Source organism: Gardnerella sp. KA00255, assembly GCF_049244095.1.
Lineage (GTDB): Bacteria > Actinomycetota > Actinomycetes > Actinomycetales > Bifidobacteriaceae > Bifidobacterium > Bifidobacterium vaginale_F.
The window spans coordinates 988,447-1,011,571 of record NZ_CP058374.1; the positions used below are offsets into that span (position 1 = coordinate 988,447).

Annotated in this window: 18 protein-coding genes; 4 read left to right on the forward strand and 14 right to left on the reverse strand. The window is 39.6% G+C overall.

The annotated features are described in order from the left end of the window. Nucleotide 1: 1 nt before the first annotated feature. Entirely contained in the window at nt 2–391 is a 390-nt protein-coding gene (locus HXT51_RS03990; RefSeq protein ID WP_421776234.1) for a chorismate mutase, read from the reverse strand. Between the two features lie 3 nt (nt 392–394). After that, entirely contained in the window at nt 395–856 is a 462-nt protein-coding gene (locus HXT51_RS03995; protein WP_103084469.1) for an Lrp/AsnC family transcriptional regulator, read from the reverse strand. Nucleotides 857–1,340: 484 nt separating this feature from the next. On the opposite strand from HXT51_RS03995, the gene HXT51_RS04000 reads away from it, so the two are divergent. Next, nucleotides 1,341–2,543, forward strand: a complete 1,203-nt coding sequence (locus HXT51_RS04000; protein WP_421776235.1) for a pyridoxal phosphate-dependent aminotransferase — start codon at nt 1,341–1,343, stop codon at nt 2,541–2,543. A 219-nt stretch (nt 2,544–2,762) separates the two neighbouring features. Here HXT51_RS04000 and rho read toward each other — a convergent pair whose 3' ends face one another. The 7 genes from rho to gatC form a co-directional block, all read right to left on the reverse strand. Next, nucleotides 2,763–4,787, reverse strand: coding sequence for a transcription termination factor Rho (rho, locus tag HXT51_RS04005; RefSeq protein ID WP_421776821.1), 2,025 nt, complete (start codon nt 4,785–4,787; stop codon nt 2,763–2,765). 397 nt (nt 4,788–5,184) lie between these two features. Further along, nucleotides 5,185–6,798 carry an NAD(P)/FAD-dependent oxidoreductase gene (locus HXT51_RS04010; protein WP_415692358.1) on the reverse strand — a complete coding sequence of 538 codons (1,614 nt, stop codon included), beginning with the start codon at nt 6,796–6,798 and terminating at the stop codon, nt 5,185–5,187. Between the two features lie 277 nt (nt 6,799–7,075). Continuing rightward, nucleotides 7,076–7,390, reverse strand: coding sequence for a DUF2469 domain-containing protein (locus tag HXT51_RS04015; protein ID WP_415692359.1), 315 nt, complete (start codon nt 7,388–7,390; stop codon nt 7,076–7,078). Between the two features lie 2 nt (nt 7,391–7,392). Next, nucleotides 7,393–8,439, reverse strand: a complete 1,047-nt coding sequence (locus HXT51_RS04020; RefSeq protein WP_421776236.1) for a GNAT family N-acetyltransferase — start codon at nt 8,437–8,439, stop codon at nt 7,393–7,395. A gap of 312 nt (nt 8,440–8,751) precedes the next feature. Continuing rightward, nucleotides 8,752–10,251 carry an Asp-tRNA(Asn)/Glu-tRNA(Gln) amidotransferase subunit GatB gene (gene gatB, locus HXT51_RS04025; protein ID WP_103084463.1) on the reverse strand — a complete coding sequence of 500 codons (1,500 nt, stop codon included), beginning with the start codon at nt 10,249–10,251 and terminating at the stop codon, nt 8,752–8,754. Nucleotides 10,252–10,283: 32 nt separating this feature from the next. After that, nucleotides 10,284–11,825: an Asp-tRNA(Asn)/Glu-tRNA(Gln) amidotransferase subunit GatA gene (gatA, locus tag HXT51_RS04030; RefSeq protein ID WP_103084462.1), complete on the reverse strand. Its 1,542-nt coding sequence runs from the start codon at nt 11,823–11,825 to the stop codon at nt 10,284–10,286. 3 nt (nt 11,826–11,828) lie between these two features. After that, on the reverse strand, nt 11,829–12,125 hold the full coding sequence (gene gatC, locus HXT51_RS04035; RefSeq protein ID WP_004114131.1) for an Asp-tRNA(Asn)/Glu-tRNA(Gln) amidotransferase subunit GatC: 297 nt from the start codon (nt 12,123–12,125) through the stop codon (nt 11,829–11,831). Between the two features lie 401 nt (nt 12,126–12,526). Here gatC and HXT51_RS04040 point away from each other — a divergent pair, with 401 nt between their 5' ends. From HXT51_RS04040 to HXT51_RS04050, 3 genes are all read left to right on the forward strand, one after another. After that, the gene (locus HXT51_RS04040; RefSeq protein ID WP_421776237.1) at nt 12,527–13,678 is read left to right on the forward strand and encodes an ABC transporter ATP-binding protein; all 1,152 of its coding nucleotides are present in this window, start codon (nt 12,527–12,529) and stop codon (nt 13,676–13,678) included. After that, nucleotides 13,675–14,772, forward strand: a complete 1,098-nt coding sequence (locus HXT51_RS04045; RefSeq protein WP_421776238.1) for a hypothetical protein — start codon at nt 13,675–13,677, stop codon at nt 14,770–14,772. Before HXT51_RS04040 ends, HXT51_RS04045 begins: the two co-directional genes overlap by 4 nt. A 735-nt stretch (nt 14,773–15,507) precedes the next feature. Further along, on the forward strand, nt 15,508–17,055 hold the full coding sequence (locus HXT51_RS04050) for a thiol-activated cytolysin family protein (RefSeq protein ID WP_103084459.1): 1,548 nt from the start codon (nt 15,508–15,510) through the stop codon (nt 17,053–17,055). A gap of 219 nt (nt 17,056–17,274) precedes the next feature. Here the strand turns inward: HXT51_RS04050 and HXT51_RS04055 are convergent, their stop codons facing one another. The 5 genes from HXT51_RS04055 to HXT51_RS04075 all read right to left on the reverse strand — a co-directional run bounded on the left by HXT51_RS04055 (nt 17,275) and on the right by HXT51_RS04075 (nt 23,014). After that, nucleotides 17,275–18,360 (reverse strand): FAD:protein FMN transferase, encoded by a 1,086-nt coding sequence (locus HXT51_RS04055; protein WP_421776822.1) that lies wholly within the window; start codon nt 18,358–18,360, stop codon nt 17,275–17,277. A gap of 384 nt (nt 18,361–18,744) precedes the next feature. Beyond that, the gene (locus HXT51_RS04060) at nt 18,745–20,205 is read right to left on the reverse strand and encodes an ATP-binding protein (protein WP_219726416.1); all 1,461 of its coding nucleotides are present in this window, start codon (nt 20,203–20,205) and stop codon (nt 18,745–18,747) included. Nucleotides 20,206–20,477: 272 nt separating this feature from the next. Next, a complete protein-coding gene (locus HXT51_RS04065) occupies nt 20,478–21,200 on the reverse strand; it encodes a Fic/DOC family protein (RefSeq protein WP_415692367.1) in 723 nt (240 codons plus the stop codon). A gap of 28 nt (nt 21,201–21,228) precedes the next feature. Continuing rightward, complete coding sequence (locus HXT51_RS04070) at nt 21,229–21,411, reverse strand: antitoxin VbhA family protein (RefSeq protein WP_103084456.1); 183 nt, start codon at nt 21,409–21,411, stop codon at nt 21,229–21,231. A gap of 382 nt (nt 21,412–21,793) precedes the next feature. After that, the gene (locus HXT51_RS04075) at nt 21,794–23,014 is read right to left on the reverse strand and encodes an ATP-binding protein (protein WP_103084455.1); all 1,221 of its coding nucleotides are present in this window, start codon (nt 23,012–23,014) and stop codon (nt 21,794–21,796) included. Nucleotides 23,015–23,125: the final 111 nt, after the last annotated feature.

Here is a 23,125-nt window from a genome sequence, read left to right on the forward strand (position 1 = left end):
CTTAGTGCGCATATTGAGAGCGATCAGCAATACGCTGGTGCCTCTTCTTTGCCTCCGAAACAACAAACTCATGATAAGCTTGCGCAATTGAAGTTTCTAAACCAACGTCTTGTGCAATTTTATTTAAACGCTCAATTTGCTCTTTTTCACGATTTGAATCGTAAGGAGCAAAACCATATTGAGCCTTAATTTCTCCTACGCGTTTTGTGAATTCAAATCTTTTAGCGAGCAAGCGAATAACATCTTCGTCAACGCTGTCAATCGATTGACGCAACTCGAAAATCTTCTCTACGGCATCAGCCGAATCAGGATGCCTTAAAACTTCGAGAGCGTCAATCGTCGACTCACTAGAATCTGACTCTAAAGTCTCAAAATTAGAAAAATCACTCATACTTTAGTCGAAGTATGTTTGCAAAACCATCGTTGTCTCAGTGCTTACTGGAACAGTACGGTGGATAGTATTAATCAATTCTTCCAACTTACCTGGGGTTGCTACGCGCACAACAAGCATAAAGCTTGGGCTTCCAGTAATGGAATAGCATGCTTCAATTCCAGGAATATCTTGCAACTTTGCTGGAACAGTAGCTTCCTGTTCAAAATCTAACGGAGTAACAGTAACAAACGCGCTAATAGGCAAACCTCGACGTTCATAATCAATTAACGCACGATATCCTGTAATAATGCCCCTACGTTCAAGTTTCTGAACTCTAGATTGGACAGCAGAAACCGACAATCCTGAAGCTTTAGCAAGACGTGTAAGAGTAGCACGTCCATCATGCTCAAGAATATCCACAATTATTGCATCTGTAGAATCCATACTTGCACCATTCTCAATCCTGCTAGTATTACTAGTCATACGGCCTCCTCCATACTCATTCAGCGTTGGCCGAAATCGACGCTACGCCACCTGCAGTCACTTCAGCTTACAGTATTTTTTAGCTAAAAAGAATAAAAATTTAAGAAAAATATTATTTTTAACAAAAAATTGCCAAAAGTTTATGCGCCTAAACTTTTGCTTAGATTATTTTATTTCGGAAGTTATTTAAGAATTATTATAGGTTTAATAGAAAAGATTACTGATAACATTTAACAATTTCGTAAAATTCACACCATCAAGCAGTGCTACTATATTTAACAACATTTAATAACATTTAACATTGGGAAATAATTCGTAACATATAAAAGATATATACTAAAAAATAACTAAACCCATAAAAATAAACGAATAAACATAAACATATAAATCTACGGATTATTAGAAAACATATAAAATAAACGAAAATTTATCACAAAATATGTGTTAATTCACAAAATACACACTAGAGGCAAAAGGAGCTTATATGTCGACTTTGGCACAACACGCGATATCTATACCACGATCAGGCATACGCGACGTATTCGATCGAGTTGAACAAATGCCTGAAGCAATATCCTTATGCCTTGGAGAACCTGGCGAAACCGCTTCGCCACATATTGTTGAAGCCGCATGCTCATCACTAAAAGCTGGAAAAACAAAATATACAGACGTACTTGGCATACCAGAATTTAGAAAAGCTGCAGCAGCATACACGAAACGAATTAAAGGACTAACTTACAATCCTGATACAGAAATTCAAGCAGTAGACGGAGCTACAGTAGGCTTATATTTGGCCACAAAAGCACTTATAGACCCAGGCGACGAAGTAATTATCCCATCTCCATTCTTCACATCATACGAAGCTGGAGTGCTTATGTGCGACGCAACACCAGTAACAGTTGCACTAAAACCAGAACACGGAATGCGAATCAACGCAGAAGACATACTTAAAGCTGTAACTCCAAAAACAAAAGCTGTAATCTTAAATTCACCAGGAAATCCAACTGGCGCAGTAACAACAATGGAAGAACTCAAAGAAATAGCTAAAGTCTGCATTGACAACGACTTATGGGTTATTTCCGATGAAGTTTACCACCCATTCGTATTCTCAAATGATCCAGAAAGTGACGTTTCGATTGAAACTGTAGCGCCTTCCATAGCATCAATTGAGGGAATGAAAGAAAGAACAATAGTTGTTGAAAGCTTGTCTAAAACTTTTGCAATGACAGGATGGAGAATCGGATACATTCTTTCAACTGAAGATGTGATTGAACAAACAAGTAAAATCGCAGAAATGATACATTCTTCTATAAATTCAACAGCTCAATACGGCGGTGTTGCGGCGCTAACAGGATCTTTGGATCATGTAAAAGAAATGCGAGAAGAATACCGATTCAAACGCAATATCGTTATGGAAGAATTGGCGGATTGCACTGCAGTAAAGTTGATTGAACCTCAAGGTGCTTTCTATGCTTTCGTTGACGTTCAACCAACAGGACTAAGCTCTAAAGAATTTAGCGATAGATTGTTGACAGAAGAAAAAGTGGCTGTAGTTCCTGGAGAAGCATTCGGTAAAGAAGGCAGCGGATTCGTGCGAGTATCATATGCAGGAAAACCTGAAGATATAAAAGAAGGCGTATCAAGATTACGCAAATTCGCAATGGCTGCTTGTGCCGAAAATAAATAACTATTAAAAAGTAAACAAAGTGGCGTTAATTAGCGATAATTAGCGCCACTTAGCATTAATTCACGATAATTCCATAAAATATAGCTTTATAAATATTGAGCATCTAAGTACACAAAAAAGTTTTTGGAATCTCTTCTAAAACAATACAAAATTACCCCCTGATTTTATTAACAATTGTATTAAATCAGAGGGTAATTTTATGAATAAATCAATTAAATTTTAAGCAACACTTGGAGCATTGCCACCATTCGTAGAATTATTCGCTTGCTGTACAATAGCAGCCAAAAAATCGCGATTAGATGCAGTCTTCTTCAAGCGAGGCACCAAAGTTTGGTAAGCCTGCTCAGGTTCAAGACCACCAAACAAGCGACGCAAGCGGTAAATAATTGGCAATTCTTGAGCAGGAGTAATCAACTCTTCACGACGAGTACCAGAAGAATTAATATCCACAGCTGGGAACAAACGCTTATCTGCCAAATCGCGGCTCAAACGAAGCTCCATATTGCCAGTGCCCTTGAATTCCTCAAAGATCACTTCATCCATCTTTGAACCAGTTTCAACCAATGCGGAAGAAATAATAGTCAAAGAACCGCCATTTTCAATATTTCGAGCTGCACCGAAGAACTTCTTAGGAGGATAAAGAGCCTGAGCATCAACGCCACCGGAAAGAATACGACCAGAAGTTGGAGCCGCAATGTTATATGCACGCGCCAAACGCGTCATAGAATCAAGCAAAACAACAACATCCTGACCAAGCTCAACCAAGCGCTTAGCTCTTTCAATTGCCAATTCAGCTACAGTAGTGTGATCTGTTGCAGGACGGTCAAAAGTAGAAGAAATAACTTCACCTTGAACTGTGCGTTCCATATCAGTCACTTCTTCCGGACGTTCATCCACAAGAACAACCATCAAGTGAACTTCAGGATTATTAGCAGAAATAGCGTTGGCGATATTCTGCAAAGTGATTGTCTTACCAGCCTTTGGAGGCGAAACAATCAAACCACGCTGACCTTTACCAATAGGAGCAACTAAATCAATGATTCTTCCAAGAATACGATTTGGAGTAGTTTCCTGCTTCAAACGCTCCTGAGGATACAAAGGCGTCAGCTTAGCAAATTGTGGACGTGACTGAGCCTCTTCCACGCTAAGACCATTAATAGTATCAATTGCTTGCAAAGGAACAAACTTTTGACGCTGATTACGACGATCTCCCTCGCGAGGAGCGCGAATAGAGCCTTGAACAGCATCACCCTTACGCAAACCATACTTCTTAATCTGGCTCATAGAAACATAAACGTCGTTAGGACCAGGCAAGTATCCGGAAGTTCTCACAAAAGCGTAAGAATCCATAACGTCTACAATTCCCGCAACCGGTACAAGCTCTTCCTTAACCTCTTCGCGTGCACGTTGGCGATCGGATTGATCATGCCCTTCTCGTATCTCACTAAGCTCACGGTCACGATCGCGAGAATCGTCAGAACGATCCAAATGTTCAGGATGATCCTCACGGCTTGTTTGAGATTCATCAAAATCACGAACACGACCGCGAGCGCGACGCTGGAAACGATCTGAGCGAGAACCGCTGTCACGATTTGCATCACGTTGAGAAATCCTTTGACGACGAGAATCACCCTCACGATTAGACTCACCGCGACAATCAGACTGAACTTCTTCAATTTCATTAGGCAAAGTTGCTAGAATCTGATCCAAATCAGGCGAAGAAACAGACGAAGAATTAGAGGAGGAAGACTGCTCATTATCGTTAAATTCTTCGCGCTCGTCTTCATTCTCATCTTCACGAATCATTTCTCTACCAAACTCTCGGCGACGACGCATTTTCATACCGCGATCTCGTAAATGAGAACCCTCAGGTATATCTAAATCTTCTAGCATACGATTATTTTCACGATCATTATTATCAGATTGATTCACGCTTGCATCATCATCATTACCAGCGCGATCTTCATTATTCTGAATATCATCAGACTCCGCATAGCTACTGCGGTTATCATTTGGATAACTATCGTTATCAAAATCGCTATCATAATACTGCGATGAACGAATAGGACTTGCAGGAACATAAACGGTAACACCTGCTGGCGCTTCTCCCCCATTGCGCGCTGCAGTCAGCGTAGAAACTAAATCTGACTTACGCATAGTAGAAGTACCACGCAGCCCCATCTGCTTCGCAAGATCTTTCAGCTCGGATAGCTTCATATCTTCAAGATTTTGGCTTGTTGCCACAATTATGCCTTTCCTCGACTCCACGGGTAGACTCCGGTGAGCTTTTTCTGGAAGATTACGGAAAATTCCGTCATGAATTTCATGCACAATACATATCATTCATACAATGCATGAACAAATAAAAGACTACTACAGTATACAGACGGCACAAAACGCCGTATATTGCCGATAAATGCAGTATTTTATGTATTAAATATGAAAAATTTAAAGTAAGCAATTTGGGATTTTATTAAAACTTTTTATAAAACACTTTCTAATAAATGTAGAAATATATAGGAATGTGTAGGAATATATAAAAAATATAAAACATATATAAAAATAAAAGTGGCAGAAATCGAATAACTCGCATTTCCGCCACTTAACATTAAATCGGCATTAGATTAGCAATATTTAGATATTACTTTTTCTCATGATACGATTTCTCAGTATTAACAGACCACACGTTCTCTTTAGACTCACGACCAGAACGAATATTATCAACAGCTTCAATAGCAGTAGCCATAGAATGATCCTGATTATTGTATCTATGCTGACCATTACGACCAACGCAATACAAATTACCAAAGCTATCCAAATATTCAATTAACTCTGGCATTTGAGCATAAGTATCAAAATAAGCAGGATAAGCCTTAGGCACGCGCTCGCGATGTGAATCTAACACATCTTCCTCACCGTTAATAACCTGCATTCGAGTAAGCTCATCGATAGCAGACTTACGAGCCTCATCTTCGCTCATATTCCAGAAATCATCGCCCTCATCGCAGAAATACTCGAGGCCAATCCAAACAGTATTATCAACGTCTTTTACGAGATAAGGACTCCAGTTGTTGAAAATCTGCAAACGACCAACTTTGTATCCAGGATCTTGCACGTAAATCCAGCAATCTGGGACAATAGGCGGGTTGCCAAGAGTTGGGATAGAAGTAGTATTACGCAAACGCATACGCTTTACAAGCAATCCAACAGTCACAAAATCGCGATAAGGCAAACCTGCTGCAACTTTTTGCATTTCTGCAGGAACCTGATTCTTAGACTTATCCCCAGCTTCCAAAGCTGCAACCAAATCTTTGATTGGCATAGAAGAAATAAACTGATCTGCGTAAATATCAGAGCGCTCGCCATTAGAATTTTCAACTGTAACGCTAGAAATATGGCCGTCTTTTTGAGAAATTCCAACAACCTTAGCATTCGTGTGAACAGTAACACCATTCTCACGGCAACGACGCTCAACAGTTTCCCACAATTGACCAGGTCCAAGCTTTGGATACCAGAATTCCTCAATTAACGAGGTTTCTACTTCCTTCTTTTTGCCCTTTTTCTTAGGCATTAACTTTGAAAAAGCATTCTTCAAAACTTCCACAATGCTCAAACCTTTAACGCGCTGAGCACCCCAATCTGCGGAAATCTTGCTAGGATGTCTACCCCATAATTTTTCCGTATAGCCTTCAAAGAACATCGAATAAAGCTTCCTACCAAAACGATTGATATAGAAGTTTTCAAGATTTGTTTCAGGCAATTTATGAATCATAGACCATAAATAGCTAAAGCCAACTTTCATCGTTAACACGAATCCCATAGAACGCAATGTTGACGCCGAAAGAGAGATAGGATAATCAAAGAAATGATGATTCCAGAAAATTCTTGACACACGGTGACGCTTCAACATCACTTCGTCTTCAACTTCAGGATCAGGACCGCCTGCTTCCAAATCATGGTGACGACCAAGCTTTTTATCATCGTAAGAAGGAGCACCTTGCAAAGGCAACATATCGCGCCACCATTGCATGATACGGTCGTCCTTTGAGAAGAAACGATGACCGCCAATATCCATGCGATTACCGTTATATTTTACAGTGCGAGAGATTCCGCCAAATTCTGTAGTAGATTCAAGAACAGTAACATCATAATGTTCTGAACCACCGTCTTTTACAAGTTCCCAAGCAGCCGTCAACCCTGCCGGACCACCGCCGATAATTACTACGGATTCTTTTTGGGATTGCGTATCTGACACTTGTCCTCCATACCTAAATATGTGTTTTTACTAAGCTCCACAAAACTAACAAACTTTACGCAAATGCGTACAAGTTTTAATAAATGCCCATAAAGAGCATACACTCAAGTTAAGATAGCAAATTATATAAATTCTGGTTTAATTGCACAAATTCTCTTGGGTAAATTTACCAGCAAACTACAATTAGCAATGAAAATAATATTGCAATAAGCCAGATAATTAGCTACATTTCATAGAATTTACTAAATAGTTGCGTTTATTGCATAAATAGTTTTATTTACGCAATAGATTCTGGAATATCGATATCGGTTTTTTGAACTTCCTCAACATTCACATCTTTAAACGTAACAATTCGCACAGTTTTCACAAAACGCGTCGGACGATAAACATCCCAAACCCAAGCATCAGTGAGTTTCACATCGAAATAAACGTCTTGTCCTGCTGCGCAAGCATTAAAATCAACCTTATTGGCTAAATAAAAACGCCTTTCAGTTTCTACAACATAAGTGAATAATTTTATGACATCGCGATACTCTTTGTACAACGCAAGTTCCGCATCAGTTTCATAATTATCAAGATCTTCAGCACTCATAATTAAACCTCCGCTGTAGCATTGTCATTCTTGTCGTTCTTGTTATCATTCTTGTCATCATTCGTATGATTATTACGATCTTTACCCAAGAATCGCCACCAAGCGCGCTTAGATGGCTTTTTTACAGCAGCAACATCGGATTCACCAGACTTATCTGGATTAGAATCGTTATTTTTACCAGCAGCAGAACTGGCAGCAGAACTGGTAGTAAAACTCGTAGCAAAACTCATAGCAGATGCGTCTTTAACTGGAACAGCAATAGAATGTTCATGTGCGCTTAAAGCTTCACGAACACCAGGGTTTTCCTCAATAACATGCAATCCAAAAGCATCAAGAGAACGAATCGCATCGTATTCATCTGCCAAAGTATCCATAACCACAAAATCTTGATATTTTTGATTGTACGAATCCCACAAAGCATCTCTAGCAGTACCAGTGCGCATAAAACCTAAAGACTGATACACAGAAAGAGAACGTGTGTTTGTGGCAGGAACTCCAACCCAAATTCTGTGCATTCCCAATCCAATAGGAGTTGCAGCAAAGCCGTACGTCATAACGCGAGGCATAGCGTCACGAGAATAACCGCGTCCTCGGTAATCGCGACCTAAAACAACCTGTATGCGAGCAGAACATGACCAACCGTCAATGTCAATTAAGAAAATCATGCCAATAATAGCTGAAGATTTGTTTTCTTCATCATCTAAAACATCAGGCACAATCGCCCAAGCTATAGTAGGGCGCGATTGAATATCCCCAGCAAAACGGCATGCATCCGAAGGATTATCTGCAATGCGACCACCGCTAGACCACTGTACAGATCTTTCAACCCACGCATGCACCATTGCTCGTTCAGATTGCGAATCTTTTCCAGTTATCAGAGCAGCTCCATCAAAAGCATGCAAATCATCCATTCTAGATAAATCGTCTATTGTCGCAGGACGAAGTCTAGCCATTTCGCCACGAATTTCCGGAATAGTTATATTTTCAGGAAGCGTCCTAGAATCAAGCGATTCACACGCGTTATTAATACTCAAATTCATTTCCTGCATATCCACCTCTTCAAACAATTTCCCAACTCACACAATAAATTCATAATAGTCTTACTCTATCACCTGCATATATTTAGTATCACATGCATATATTTAGCTAGCAATATTTAGCTAGCAATATTTAATTACCTATATAAATCTACAATCACTTGTTATTATTTCAAATAGCCCACACAAAATCTTAAAATACAAAATTTAATTGCATCATTGCATTAAATAATTTATATTCACGCGTAAAAATGCAAAAGGTTCTGCACGCTTACGAAATGCTAATAATTATAAACAAAACGCAAACGTACAGAACCTATAAAATCATGCCTTGATCTTTGCCATCACAATCTTAGTAACAGCCTTAGCATCAGCCTGACCCTTAGTTGCACGCATAACAGCGCCAATAATTGCACCCATCGGCTTCATATTTCCAGCCTTAAGCTTTTCTGCAACTTCAGGATCAGCAGCAAGAGCAGCGTCAACAGCAGCTTCCAAAGCGCCGTCATCGTTCATAACCTTGAATCCGTGCTTCTTAACAACTTCATCAGGCTTACCCTCGCCAGCCAAAACGCATGCAACAGTTTGCTTAGCGAGCTTATCGTTAAGATTGCCGTCTGCAATTAGCTTTTCAACTTCAGCCACATCTTGCGGAGTAATAGGCAATTCTTCCAAAGTCACGCCACGAGTGTTTGCTTCGCGAGCAAGCTCACCAAGCCACCACTTCTTAGCACCTGCTGCACTTGCACCAGCCTTAACAGTTTCTTCAACCAAATCAAGAGCATCTGCGTTCAAAATATCGCGCATTTCAAGATCACTAATACCCCATTCGCTTTGCAAACGGTTACGGCGCTCGCGAGGCATTTCAGGCATTTCTGCCTTCATGCGCTCAATATGCTCTTTAGTGATGTGAAGCATAACCAAATCAGGATCTGGGAAGTAGCGATAATCGTCAGCATCCGACTTCACGCGACCGCCAGCAGTAGTCTGAGTTGCCTCATCCCAGTGACGAGTTTCCTGCAAAATCTCGCCGCCTTCGCTCAAAATAGCAGCCTGGCGACGAATCTCATATTGCAGCGTCTTTTCAATACCGCGGAATGTGTTAACATTCTTAGTTTCTGAACGCGTACCAAATGGATCGGTTGGCTTGCGGCGGAGCGAAACGTTCACGTCAGCACGCATATTGCCCTGCTCCATACGAGCGTGGGAGATGTTGAGAGCGCGAACAATATCGCGAATAGCACGCATATAAGCGCCAGCAATTTCTGGAGCGCGGCTACCTGCACCTTCGATTGGCTTAGTTACAATCTCGATTAAAGGCACACCTGCGCGATTGTAATCAACCAAAGAATGATTTGCGCCTTCAATACGACCGTCAGCACCACCAACGTGAGTATTCTTACCAGCGTCATCCTCAATGTGAGCACGCTCAATCGGCACGCGGAACACAGTGCCATCTTCAAGCTCAACATCCAAGTAACCGTTGCCATTAGTAGGCTTATCGTACTGGGAAATCTGGTAATCGCGAGGCATATCTGGGTAGAAGTAGTTCTTACGAGCGAACTGGCTCCACTCAGCAATTTCGCAATGTAATGCCAAACCGAGCTTAATAGCGTAATCAACTGCAGTCTTGTTTACAACTGGCAAAGAGCCTGGCAAACCAAGGCTTACAGGAGTTAGCTGAGTATTTGGCTCGCCACCAAAAGATACTTCTGCTGGGCAGAACAGCTTCGTACGAGTGCAAAGCTCAACGTGAGTTTCCAAACCGAATACTGGATCAAACTGCTCCACAGCATCGGCATATTTCATAAGTTTTTCAGCCATGAGAATCCTTCTTATTTAAGCTTTACTTCACTTTACTTAGCCAATGAATCGAGCCAGCCAGCTTTAAGCGACTTCCAGATTGGGCCGCCCCACTGCTCTTCGAGCGCTGCTTCCAACGCTGCTGCAGGCTTGTACATCTTTTCATCATGGCATTGCGGAGCAATAATCTGAATACCAACAGGCAAACCATCATCACTTAAGCCAGCTGGGAGGCTCAAAGCTGGAACGCCAGCCATGTTTGCAGGAATCGTAGCAATATCGTTCATGTACATGGAAAGCGGATCGTTCATCTTCTCACCAAACTTAAATGCCGTTGTAGGGCTTGTTGGAGAAATAAGAACATCTACCTTATTAAACGCTTCTTCGAAATCGCGAATAATAAGCGTACGAACTTTTTGTGCAGAACCATACCACGCATCGTAATAGCCAGCAGAAAGAGCATAAGTACCGAGAATAATACGACGCTTTACTTCGTCACCGAAACCAGCTTCACGAGTTGCAGCCATCATATTTGCAGCAGTCTGAGGCTTGTCTGCCGGCGGCATTACGCGCAAACCGTAGCGCATACCGTCATAGCGAGCCAAATTGGAGCTAACTTCGGAAGGCATAATAATGTAGTAAGCAGCCAAAGAATAAGGGAAATGAGGGCAGGAAACTTCTGTTACTTCTGCACCCATATCCTTAAGCAATTGCACAGCTTCATTAAAGCGTGCTTCAACGCCTGGCTGGAATCCGTCGCCACTAAGCTCCTTAACTAAACCAACCTTCAAGCCCTTCAAATCACGGCGAGCGCCCTCACGAGCAGCTTGAGCCATTGGAGGAACAGGAGCTGGAATAGAAGTAGAATCGCGCCTATCGTTACCGCCGATAATTTCCTGCAAAAGTGCAGAGTCAAGAACAGTACGAGAAACAGGTCCAATCTGATCAAGGGAGCTTGCCATAGCGATTGCGCCAAAACGGCTAACACCGCCATAAGTTGGCTTTGCGCCGACTGTACCAGTTAAAGCGCCTGGCTGACGAATAGAGCCACCAGTATCTGTACCCAAAGCAATAGGGGCCTCGAATGCAGCAACAGCAGCTGCAGAGCCACCACCAGAACCGCCAGGAACACGCTCAGTATCCCAAGGATTGCAAGTAGTTTGATAAGCCGAATGCTCTGTAGAAGAACCTTGAGCGAACTCATCCAAATTAGTCTTGCCAAGAATTGGCATGCCAGCTGCCTTGAGCTTTTCAATAACAGTAGCATCGTAAGGTGGAACCCAGCCTTCAAGAATCTTAGATGCCGCAGTAGTAGGAATGCCCTTAGTAACAATCATGTCCTTAATTGCAATTGGCACACCAGCCAACTCAGGCAATCCTTCAGTCTCACCCTTAGCGTTCTTGGCATCAAAAGCATCTGCCTGCTCAAGAGCAATATCTGCAGAAACATGCAAGAATGCCTTAATTTCTGGCTCTGCAGACTCAATAACCGCCAAGTGAGCTTCAACAAGTTCGCGGCTAGAAACTTCTTTAGCTTTTACAGCCTTTGCCATATCGGCAGCAGAAAGTTTTACTAAATCTTGAGTATTAGTCATGTTTTATTCCTCCCCCAAAATTCGAGGCGCTACAAACATGCCAGACTCACTTCTAGGAGCACCAGAAAGAGCTTCTTCTTGAGTCAAAGGTGTAGCAGGCTCATCTGGACGCAAATAAGCTTCCAAAGGCACTGGATTTGCAGTAGGTGGCACATCTTCGCCAGCAACTTCCTGCACTTTATTAATAGATTCTGCAATGACGTTTAATTCGCCTTGCAAGCGACTGATTTCTTCGTCGCTTAAAGCAATCTGGGACAAAACGCCCAAATGCTCAATTTCTTCGCGTGTGAATGTAGGCATAACCTCAACTATATGAGTGATACGTGACCTTTCAAAGCTGAAAATAATAGTATTAATGCTTTTTAAAATATTGAATTTATGTGATTATTGCCGTTAAGTTTCTAAACGCAAAAAGTATATATAGTAAATAAAACCCAAACGATTTGATAACAAAAACTACGAATATTGCAAATCCATGCAGACAACTATTTATACAACTATTTATACAACTATTTGTACTGCAATTTATACAGCTTACAAATCTGTATAAGCAAATAAATACACGAGCGTAAAAGCAAATATTTAAAGATAATGCGTGGAAATAAATTACAAAATAAAGTTACTAAATTCATTTTTAATAATTATTACAAAATATTATTTTCACCTTATGATTACAGCGATATTAACAGTATTATCTAATTATGATAGAGATACGAAATATAACTAAGCGATATAACGGTAAACGTGCGCTAGACAATGTTTCCTTTGTAGCAGAAGATGGCAGAGTTACAGGATTAATAGGGCCTAACGGATCTGGAAAGTCAACATTAATACACTGCGCATTGGGACTCATAAATTTAACAAGCGGAAAAGTTCTATTTGATGGCGTTCCGTATAAGAATCTTCGATCTCCAATTGAAACAGTTGGTTCAGTATTAGATATGAAAATTGAGGATTATAGCAAAAGCGCGATTAGCTACCTTAATAGAATTGCGGAAACTTATGGTATAGAGAAAAGTCGCGTATTAGAAGTTATTGATCTTGCCGGAATTGCATATATAAAAAATATGAAAATTAGAGCAATGTCAACCGGCATGCGTAAACGTTTATCAGTTGCAATAGCACTTCTAGCAAACCCGCACAATCTTATCCTAGATGAACCTTTCCATGGTTTAGATTCCGAGGGAGTCAACTGGATGAGAGATTTGTGTAAATATTATGCAAAACAAGGTGGATCTGTATTAGTAAGTTCAAACACAATAAACGAAATTGCAAATGTAGCAGACGATATCGTAATCATCGCTCATGGAAATATCTTGCTACAAGATAATGTGAGGAACTTTGCTGAAAACTACTCACGCTATTCAGCAATTCGAGTTATTACACCAGAACCTAAAAAGCTTCTTTACATTATGCAGTCTCAACACGGAGAGTGCACTATCACTAGAGTTGATAACAAAAATGACGATGTTCAAAAAGGTGTAGCTTTCGTAATACGAAATGCAGATATTACAGATTTATCTCGTAGTTTTGCTAATCAAGAATTAATCACATATCAGATAAATATGGAAAGCCCTTCGTTAGAAGCTGCATACATTTCGCTTACTAAAAATCACACGCAATATGTTTCTATTCCTACAAGTGAATACGAAAATATGCCAAGCAATGTTGAAAATCAACCTATATATCAACAGGCACAGTACTCTCAGCAATACCAGCCGCAGTACGAACAGGCGTACCAGCAGCAGTATTCACAAGCACAGTACAATCAGCAATCATATTCAGCTCAACCATATTCGCAGCAACAATATTCGCAGCAATCGCAATATAACACTCAGGGAGAAGTACGATGAATGCACAAACTATGAACCAAATGCAACCAGGAATGCAGACTCCTACATCTTCAAGAGGCATCACGCGCTACCATTTAACATTCTTTAACATACTTAAAGTTGAAATAATCAAACTATTATGCGCGCAATTCACATGGTGGTGTACTGCATTATTTATACTGATTCCGTTCGCTTTAACATCATTTTTTTCATTTATGGTTAACGTATTTACCATTAAGATAAATAATGGCGCCGCAGTTTCATTATCAGCAGCAATTTTTGAAGCAAATAGACAAAGTTGTTCAATGCGAATGCAAAAAGTAGAAGGCTTTTGGCGTTACTACAGCAATTGCGATATGGGCCAGTACATCAATATTCTAAAAAATACGATTTCCGGAGTGTACATAATTATATCGCTGTCTGCAGTAGCAGTTTCTATTGCCTTTGCAGCAATTGCAGCATCACGCGATCGCGAAAAAGAAATACTAAGCGGATTAGCCGTTGCTGTTCCAAAACGTGATTCCCTTATATTTGCAAAATTAGTTGTCGTAGTACTGTACGTATTTGTCATACAGATAATTTCTATGATCCCAGTAAGCGTAATATCTGCAATAACACTTTCAAGATATTACATTACAAGCAGACTCGGTAGTCAAAGTCCTTTTAACACATCTATTACAATTGTATTTCTTTCAGCAATATGCGTGGCTTTATTTGCAATTATGGGTTACGGATTGGGACTTATATTTAAGTCTTCGAGAATCATCACACCAATATTTATAATCCCGCAAGCTTTAATACAAATGATAGTGTCTTTTTATTTAACAATTTATGTTATTACCATGATTCAAGGTGAAAAGATTGAAACATTCTTAAACCTTTATGCTCCGCAAACCCCAATACACGAGCCTGTCTTCAAAACAATAATTAATTTAATAGGTATGATTCCGTTAAACGCTGCAAGTAATTTTATATCTGCAGTAGCGCTTCATACGACGGAATCAAATATTTATATTCCGAACGCTGGCTTATCATTTGTTTCTCTAATTGCTTGGGCAGTAATTTCATACGGCATCGGGCACACTATAGAAAGAATGAGAAACATCGTAAAATAACACGGAACCAGTTTTGGCATCGCAGTTATTTCGTGTTTGGAAGCCCACTAAGAAAACGCTCGCACTTTATTGTGTGAGCGTTTTTTAATGCCGCAGAAGGCTTAGACATGTTCGCAAACTTATAGGAATATAATCACTAAGACGAATACAATCACTAATAAGAATACAGTCACTTATACGGATGCAATCGTTACACTTGCCAAAAGATTTACGCGTTACACAATTTTGCAATTTAACATGATTATTTTGTTAAGTTTATAAATACAAAAAAGTATATGTAACAAATAAAACATAAACAATTTAATATCTAAAACTGCAAATATTAAAAGTTTGACTATGAATATATATTCAATTTATCCAATATATATTCATAGATAAGCAATTAAGTTATCCATTGCAAAGCAGGATTTAAATGTCAATTAAGCAGGAATTAAACAAAAATCTGCATTGGGTAACAAATGTTGATATTTATTAGCAAAAATCCTTAATTTAACAGTCAACACGCCGCTGAGAATAATCTTGATAACGCAAAATAATTCATTTATCAACCTTTTTAAATTTAAACTTTAGTTTAGAATAAATTTTTCACTTCAAAAGTTGTTTTCAAAGCATAAAAGGAATAATATTCAAATTGAAGCATTTGTGAATTGCACATTGAAGTCTACACAAATAGCAAAGAAGCGAAATTAGCAAATGTTTCAAATCAATTATCTACAATCTAACGAAGGTTCGAATATGGTGAACTCAAAGTTCTATCGCAATGTAGCGATGATGTTGCTTGCAGGAGCAACTGTTATCCCACAAGGTTTAGCAATTCCGGCAATGGCATCACCTGCTGAAAAGACCCCAGAAAACAATTCTTGCGCAGTAAAGAAAAGCGCATTGAATGATTACCTCTGGGATTTGAAATACGATAAAACTAATATTCTCGCCCGTCACGGCGAATCAATCGACAATAAGTTCTCAAACGACAGCTTTGACAAAGGCGGCGAATTTGTTGTTGTTGAACATCAAAAGAAGAACATCACAAACACAACTTCTAATTTGTCTGTGACTTCCTCAAACGATGCTCGCGTATACCCAGGCGCTTTATTCCGCGCTGACCAGAACTTGATGGACAACGTTCCAACGTTAATCTCCGCAAATCGCGGTCCATTAACATTAAGCGTTGATTTACCAGGATTCCATAACGGAGAAAGCGTTGCAACAGTAACCCGCCCAACCAAGAGCACTGTGACTTCAGCAGTAAACGACCTTGTATCTAAGTGGAATTCTCAGTACGCAGCAACTCATCACGTTGCAGCAAAAATGCAATATGACTCCGCAAGCGCACAGAGCATGAATCAACTTAAAGCAAAGTTCGGAGCTGATTTCGCAAAGATCGGCGTACCTCTTAAGATTGACTTTGATGCTGTACATAGAGGTGAAAAGCAAACTCAGATTGTAAACTTCAAGCAAACTTACTACAACGTGAGCGTAGATGCTCCAGATAGCCCATCTGATTTCTTCGCACCATGCACAAGCCCAGAAAGCTTGAAGAGGCGTGGAGTTGATGAAAAGCATCCACCAGTATACGTTTCTAACGTTGCTTATGGCCGCTCAATGTATGTAAAGTTTGACACCAACAGTAAGAGCACTGACTTCCAAGCTGCAGTAGAAGCTGCTATTAAGGGCGTTGAAATCAAGCCAAATACTGAATTCCATCGCATCCTCCAGAACACTTCTGTAACTGCAGTAATTCTTGGCGGTAGCGCAAATGGCGCAGCTAAGGTTATCACTGGAAACATTGATACACTTAAGGCTTTGATTCAAGAAGGTGCCAACATGAGCACCTCCAGCCCAGCAGTTCCAATTGCTTACACTACTTCCTTCGTAAAAGATAACGAAGTAGCTACGCTACAGTCCAACAGTGATTACATTGAAACGAAAGTTTCCTCTTACCGCGACGGTTATCTTACCTTAGATCACCGCGGAGCTTACGTAGCTCGCTATTACATCTACTGGGATGAATATGGAACTGAAATTGACGGAACTCCTTACGTTCGTTCTCGCGCTTGGGAAGGCAACGGAAAGTATCGTACCGCTCACTTCAATACCACTATTCAGTTCAAGGGAAATGTACGCAATCTTCGAATCAAGCTCGTAGAGAAGACCGGCTTGGCATGGGAACCATGGCGCACAGTGTATGACCGTTCTGATTTGCCGCTCGTTCGTCAGCGCACAATCAAGAACTGGGGCACTACATTGTGGCCACGCGTTGCTGAAACTGTTAAGAATGACTAGTTCATATCCTAAAAGTTACAGCTAGAACTTTAAAGTAGATAGATATAAGTTAATACAAATTGAATATATTAAGGGTTTTGTTTCGTAAATAATTACGAGATAAAACCCTTAATTATTAAGAACTTAATTATTAAGAACTTAATTATTAAGCCATTAATTATTAGAAAATTCATAATATTAGCGGATTATAGGGGTTATAGCTTATAAACGGAAATAGTTTTATGAGTTATATACGAAAAACTGTGCAGGGAAGTTTTTCGTTGCGCGCATTGTGTGATTTGGCAGTGTTACAGCAAATTCAGCGCCTTTATTTTGGATGATTTTTTGCAAATAACTTTCTGTAGAAACGAAAAGCGCGGTCGCTAATGCGTCGGCATATGCAGTTGGAAAATCACACGTTTTAGCAGGAACGTAAGCCCAACTTGCAGAAAGTTTTTGCACTGGAACGCCATCTAAAGCGTTGACCAAATGGGCTGCAATTAAATTTGATTCAAAACCATTACCTGCAAGACAATTCTCATCTCTTACTTTCCAGCGTTTTCTTGCACTAGACGACGCACACAACGCTCCGCTTGCGATTGATGCCACTCCAACTGCTTGCGTCGTATCAAAAGGATTTTCTAAAGCAACTTTTATTTTATAATCTTCATCACTAAAACAAGCGCGCATATCACCGCCAGCATTTACCAGAAAATCGCGATTTGCATGCAAATCGCTATCCGCATGCAAATCGCTATCCACATGTAGATCACTGTCCGCATGCAAATCGTCACTAAGCTCCTCTTTAATAATCTGCGTTAAAAGATCTACAAAATAACCTTTCCCAGCTGCCCCAAAATCAAGCTGTACTGGCTGATTTGTGCAAAGCGTTGCGCCGCAGTCATCTCGCGAAATATCTCCCCACTTAACCGACAACGAGCGACGATAATTGGCCCAACTGTCACCGCCGCTATCTTCACTCGCACTGCCAGCCAATTCCGGAACGAATTGCACAGAATTATCGTAGCCAAGCGCAAGCAAATCCGCACCAACACACGCGTCAAAAGCCCCTCGCGTAGCATTGTAAAAATCATCATAAATTGCAAAAAGCGGTTGCACCCACGACGGGAACTCAAAATCGCCGCCATGCTCCGCACGAGCCATGCGTGAAACTAGCGAATCTTCACGAAACCTAGAAAGTGTGCACTCATATTCGTCAATAAACGCGCGAATCCGCTTCTGCACGCGCTGCGAAATTGGTTTGCTGCTAGAGATAATAATCCCCGTTCCAAGCGCGCGTTCAATCGCAACAACATTCCTAAACATCATTTGCCTCACTCACAACATCAAACACTCTACCAATCATCAAAACCCGCAACAATATCCCCCCCCCAAAAAAAGCCACAAAATAGAAAAATGTCGTCATAGTTTATAGAAAGTCATGTTCTATACCTACATTTTGGCAAAATGAAGGCATAGCGCGCAACAAATACTCATCTATACCTACATTTTTGAAAAAACGCACTATAGAAACATAGTCAGCATCGGCAACATCACGCCACTCGTTTCAGTGTAATATGTTTTGCGCGCGTTAAAATCGAGCAAATACCACTTCGTAAACCAATCAAATCCCATTTCGCAAATTTGAAAATTTTTTAATTTTGCGAAATGAAACGATATTCACACAAGCCTAAAAACCCAGTAACAACGCTACTTAAGCAACCAATCAACAATGTTTTCAACGCGAATGCCGTCGTAATCATCATCCAAAGCCTTACTCAAAGTAATAACCAGCTTTTCGTAATTATTTTGGATCTTACGAAGCGGCTTTAACTCTCGCTCGCGCACAGACTCATCCATCATGCTTTCAGTTACTTGAATATAAAGTTTTTCGGAAGCAGAAGTCGCAACAAAATCCACTTCCAAATTATCTATTTTGCCAACAGCAACATCGTAGCCTCGCCTTAAAAGCTCAAAGAACACAACATTTTCTAACGCATGCCCTCTATCTCTGTCCCTAAAACCGAGCAAATAATTACGCAACCCAATGTCAACAATGTAATACTTGCCAAGAGTGCGCAAATAATCTTTCCCTTTAATGTCAAAGCGCTTAACGTCATAAAACATGTAAGATTCTTTTAACGCACTAACATAAGCGGATATAGTTTGAGTTGCAGGTTTAGCGCCACGCGCGCGCAAGACGCGAGAATTACTATCAGCAGCATCAAGAAGATTTTCAGAAGAAAGCGTATTGCACACAGAATTTAAAGACGTATTGTTTCCAATATTATCTGCCAAAAACATAATTATTTTTCTAAGAAGATCTGCGTCTGTAATCTGCCTTTGCCCGCGGCGCTTCTCGCGCTCGAGTATATCGCGAACTACTACAGTGGAATAAATTCCGTCTAGCAAAGTCATTGCACTACTCTGATTAAAACCTGATTCTAAAGCAATATCACAGATTGCAGGCATACCGCCGTAACGCATATAAGCTGCAAACAAGTCATCAAGCTCTACACTACCGCCATTAGCATTCACCGCTCTTTTTTTCAGATCACCGAGCGGAGACTTATATTCTTCAATGGAATAATCCTGAAAATCAACGAACTCTCTAAACGAAAGCGGATACATTTTCACTTCCACATACCGACCAGACAAGTATGTTGAGTACTCCGAGGAAAGCAGGTATGCGTTAGAGCCAGTTATATAGATATCGCAATCAAAATCTACGCGAAACGAGTTAATTGCATCTTCCCAACGATCTATACGCTGAAGCTCGTCAAAGAAAAGATACGTTTTTTTAGTATGCTTAACACTAGAAGATTCACTATCAGCAGATTCAATACTGTTGTATTCAATCCTATTTTTAACGTAATTGTACAAGTCCTTATAACTCATATCTTGAAACTCGAGCGACTCAAAGTTTATAGATATAATTTGATTTTGCTCAACTCCAGAGTTAATAAGGTATTCTTGCATGAGCTTAAGCAAAGTTGACTTGCCGCATCGACGAATGCCCGTCACAACTTTCACAGGTTCTGTATCTTTGAAAGCTATAAGCTGATTAAGATAAATATCGCGATTTTTAATATTTTTGCCGACTATAGCAGGGCGATTACTATGCATTGGCATATTTGCGCTTTCAAGTAGCTGATCTTGCGAATTTACCATAATAAGCCTCTACTCCGCTTTAGATAGTTTAGGAATTCTTAAAACAATGCTTACGTTGATTGCACAGTCACAAAATTGCAAAGTCATAAATTTTATGAATCTTACAATCTTACGAATCTTATAAATATTATGACTTAAACTTCGATTTTTTACAAGTTTAAGTCATTCATGACCTAAACTTTTATTTTTCGTAAGTTTAGGTTATCGATAACTCAAACTTTGTATTTTTAGAAGTTTAGATTGCACACTATAGCAATACGCAATCGCTAAATTCAATCTATGCCGTAACGCGTTTTGTACGCAGCGTAATCCCTATCTTGTAAAACACTAGCCACATTCGGCGCGTATTCGTATTCTTCTTCAACAAGATGCGCAAACTGCTTCTGCGCTAAAAGCTCAACCTGCAAAGGCTTTGTAATAACGTGGAACATGTCTTCAAGAAGCTTTGTATCGTTAGTATCTTTGGCCTGGATTGAAGCTTTGTCATTAACGCGCTGCGTTATTAATCCCCAATCGAAATGATATCCAGCATCTCGCGCAACTATATCCCAAAAAACGCGCTGTGTTCTACCATTGCCCTCACGAAATGGGTGTAAAACATTAAAATTATTGTAATTTATACTTAGCTTACTAATAAACTCATCAATAGATAAACCTTGCAATAAATTATCATTCTTAAGCGTTTGCTCACAGTAACGAATCCCAACGCCCATGTATTCAAGCGGATGAAACGGCTCTCCGCCGCCTTTAGTCATGTCTATAGTGCGAATCTGACCAGCCCAATCGTAAACATCCTGAAAAAGATAATGATGAATCCACTGCAATTGCTTAACAGTTCCTTCAGCATGTGGCAAGTTTTCGTACAACTTATAGCTACGAACTGAAACTAAATCGTTTTCAAAGAAATCAAGATTTTCCTGAGTTTGTAAATTCAGTTTGTTCTTCAGCACTCGCGTATGAGGAATAAGATATGGGTCAAAAACTTCATCAACCATAATTAATACTTAAACAAGTTAGGATTGATTATTTCAGACCGTAACGCTTACGAGTTAGAGATATAAGCTCATCTGCGCTTATAGAACCGCGAATATATTTTCTTGTATCAGCCAAGCATGCAGAAGATACAGTGCCACCTTCTAATTTTGCTGAAGATAATGCTATTGCAACGTTTTCTAGTCGGAACTTTTGCGTTTCTTTATCAATCATTTCTTCTACCTACCAACACACGCACCCAAATCAAAAACAACTGTTAACTATTTTACTATGCGCAATACATTTTGATTACCAAACATTTCCGTTACGGAACACTTTATTTACAGCACACTTTGCTTACAGCACATTTTGCGATTTGACGAATCCACACAAACGCAAAAAGCATCGGCAACATCACGCCACTCGTTTCAGTGTAATATGTTTTGCGCGCGTTAAAACCGAGCAAATACCACTTCGTAAACCAATCAAATCCCGCTTCGCAAATTTGAAAATTTTTTAATTTTGCGAAATAAACCCTCCTAATAATCTAAACCATATGCGAAAGAGAAGAATAGTATAAGAACAAAATAGCCTTATTACGCGCATTCAGTCCAAATCATCGCTCATACAACCATCGCGCTATATCAACTATTTTTACACCGTCTTTTTCCATCTCATCGTGACGAGTACGAGCAATAATCATCTTTGGGTAAGCGTCTTTTATAGATAACAACGGACTAATTTCTCTTTCAAAAGTTTCATCGCGCGAAATATCGTCAGAAACTTGAATATAAGTCAGCTTTCCGTCCTTCTTTGCCACAAAATCGATTTCCTTAGTATAAAGCTTGCCAACATACACTTCATACCCGCGTCTTAAAAGTTCAATAGCCACTAGATTCTCATACAAATGTCCAACATCAGAATATCTAGTACCTAATTCCGAAAACCTAAATGATAAATCGGCAAGATAGTACTTTTTATCTGACTCAAGGTACCTTTTGCCTTTAATATCATAACGTTGTATTGGATAGAACATGAATGATTTACATAAATAACTAATATGAGCACCAACTGTTTTATCATTAGTTTTATAAGTTTTTGACGTTAGTACAGAAGCAACATTGCGAATCGAAGTACAATTACCAACATTGTCCATAAGGAAATTCGCAATCATAACAAGTAAATCTTCATTTTCTATGCCATATTTTTGCACGATATCTTTTACTATAGTTGTACGATATATTCCTTCAACATACTTTCGCGCATCGTAATCTTTGTTATATAAGTAAGATCCAGGCATTCCGCCACGTACATAGTATTCATCGAAATACTTATCTATATCACTCTTATCGATATAATTTTCATCATTATCTGTTTTTGAATAATATTTACAAAATTCAGCAAAAGAAAATGGGTACATGCTAATTTCAAATACCCTACCGCCAAACAAAGTAGCAAGATCACTTGAAAGCAGAAAAGCGTTAGAGCCAGTAACATATATGTCACATAATTCTTCATCATGAATGCTATTAATCACACGTTCGAAGCCATTGCAAAGTTGAATCTCGTCTACAAAAAGATAATTTGATTTCCCCTCAACACAATGTTCTTCAATATAGTTATATAAAGCATCCTCTTCTAAAAGTTTTTGATACTTTTTCTGATTTAGATTTATTCGAATTACATTCGCATTAGCATCTTGTTGGATACGTGAACTAAAAGCATCTAACAGTTTAGATTTACCACTTCTACGAATTCCCGTAATGACCTTTATGTCTGGTACATCTTTAAGTTCTTGCAGCCTATTTAAGTAAAAATCCCTGTCAATTAGCTTCATAGCACACCTCCCACTACTTCTAGTATAACTAAAACCACACAAATCCCATTTCGCAAATTTGAAAATTTTTTAATTTTGCGAAATGAAACGATATTCACAGCATATTCTGCG

Excerpts from the sequence above, each read along its gene's own strand:
- gatC (WP_004114131.1), bottom strand. The coding sequence starts at position 12,125 with ATGCCTACATTCACACGCGAAGAAATTGAGCATTTGGGCGTTTTGTCC.
- HXT51_RS04055 (WP_421776822.1), bottom strand. The coding sequence starts at position 18,360 with ATGTTTAGGAATGTTGTTGCGATTGAACGCGCGCTTGGAACGGGGATT.
- gatA (WP_103084462.1), bottom strand. The coding sequence starts at position 11,825 with ATGACTAATACTCAAGATTTAGTAAAACTTTCTGCTGCCGATATGGCA.
- HXT51_RS04070 (WP_103084456.1), bottom strand. The coding sequence starts at position 21,411 with ATGATTGATAAAGAAACGCAAAAGTTCCGACTAGAAAACGTTGCAATA.
- HXT51_RS04065 (WP_415692367.1), bottom strand. The coding sequence starts at position 21,200 with ATGGTTGATGAAGTTTTTGACCCATATCTTATTCCTCATACGCGAGTG.
- HXT51_RS04045 (WP_421776238.1), top strand. The coding sequence starts at position 13,675 with ATGAATGCACAAACTATGAACCAAATGCAACCAGGAATGCAGACTCCT.
- HXT51_RS04020 (WP_421776236.1), bottom strand. The coding sequence starts at position 8,439 with ATGCAGGAAATGAATTTGAGTATTAATAACGCGTGTGAATCGCTTGAT.
- HXT51_RS04015 (WP_415692359.1), bottom strand. The coding sequence starts at position 7,390 with ATGAGTGCTGAAGATCTTGATAATTATGAAACTGATGCGGAACTTGCG.
- HXT51_RS04050 (WP_103084459.1), top strand. The coding sequence starts at position 15,508 with ATGGTGAACTCAAAGTTCTATCGCAATGTAGCGATGATGTTGCTTGCA.
- HXT51_RS04040 (WP_421776237.1), top strand. The coding sequence starts at position 12,527 with ATGATAGAGATACGAAATATAACTAAGCGATATAACGGTAAACGTGCG.
- gatB (WP_103084463.1), bottom strand. The coding sequence starts at position 10,251 with ATGGCTGAAAAACTTATGAAATATGCCGATGCTGTGGAGCAGTTTGAT.
- HXT51_RS03990 (WP_421776234.1), bottom strand. The coding sequence starts at position 391 with ATGAGTGATTTTTCTAATTTTGAGACTTTAGAGTCAGATTCTAGTGAG.
- HXT51_RS04060 (WP_219726416.1), bottom strand. The coding sequence starts at position 20,205 with ATGGTAAATTCGCAAGATCAGCTACTTGAAAGCGCAAATATGCCAATG.
- HXT51_RS04000 (WP_421776235.1), top strand. The coding sequence starts at position 1,341 with ATGTCGACTTTGGCACAACACGCGATATCTATACCACGATCAGGCATA.
- HXT51_RS03995 (WP_103084469.1), bottom strand. The coding sequence starts at position 856 with ATGACTAGTAATACTAGCAGGATTGAGAATGGTGCAAGTATGGATTCT.
- HXT51_RS04075 (WP_103084455.1), bottom strand. The coding sequence starts at position 23,014 with ATGAAGCTAATTGACAGGGATTTTTACTTAAATAGGCTGCAAGAACTT.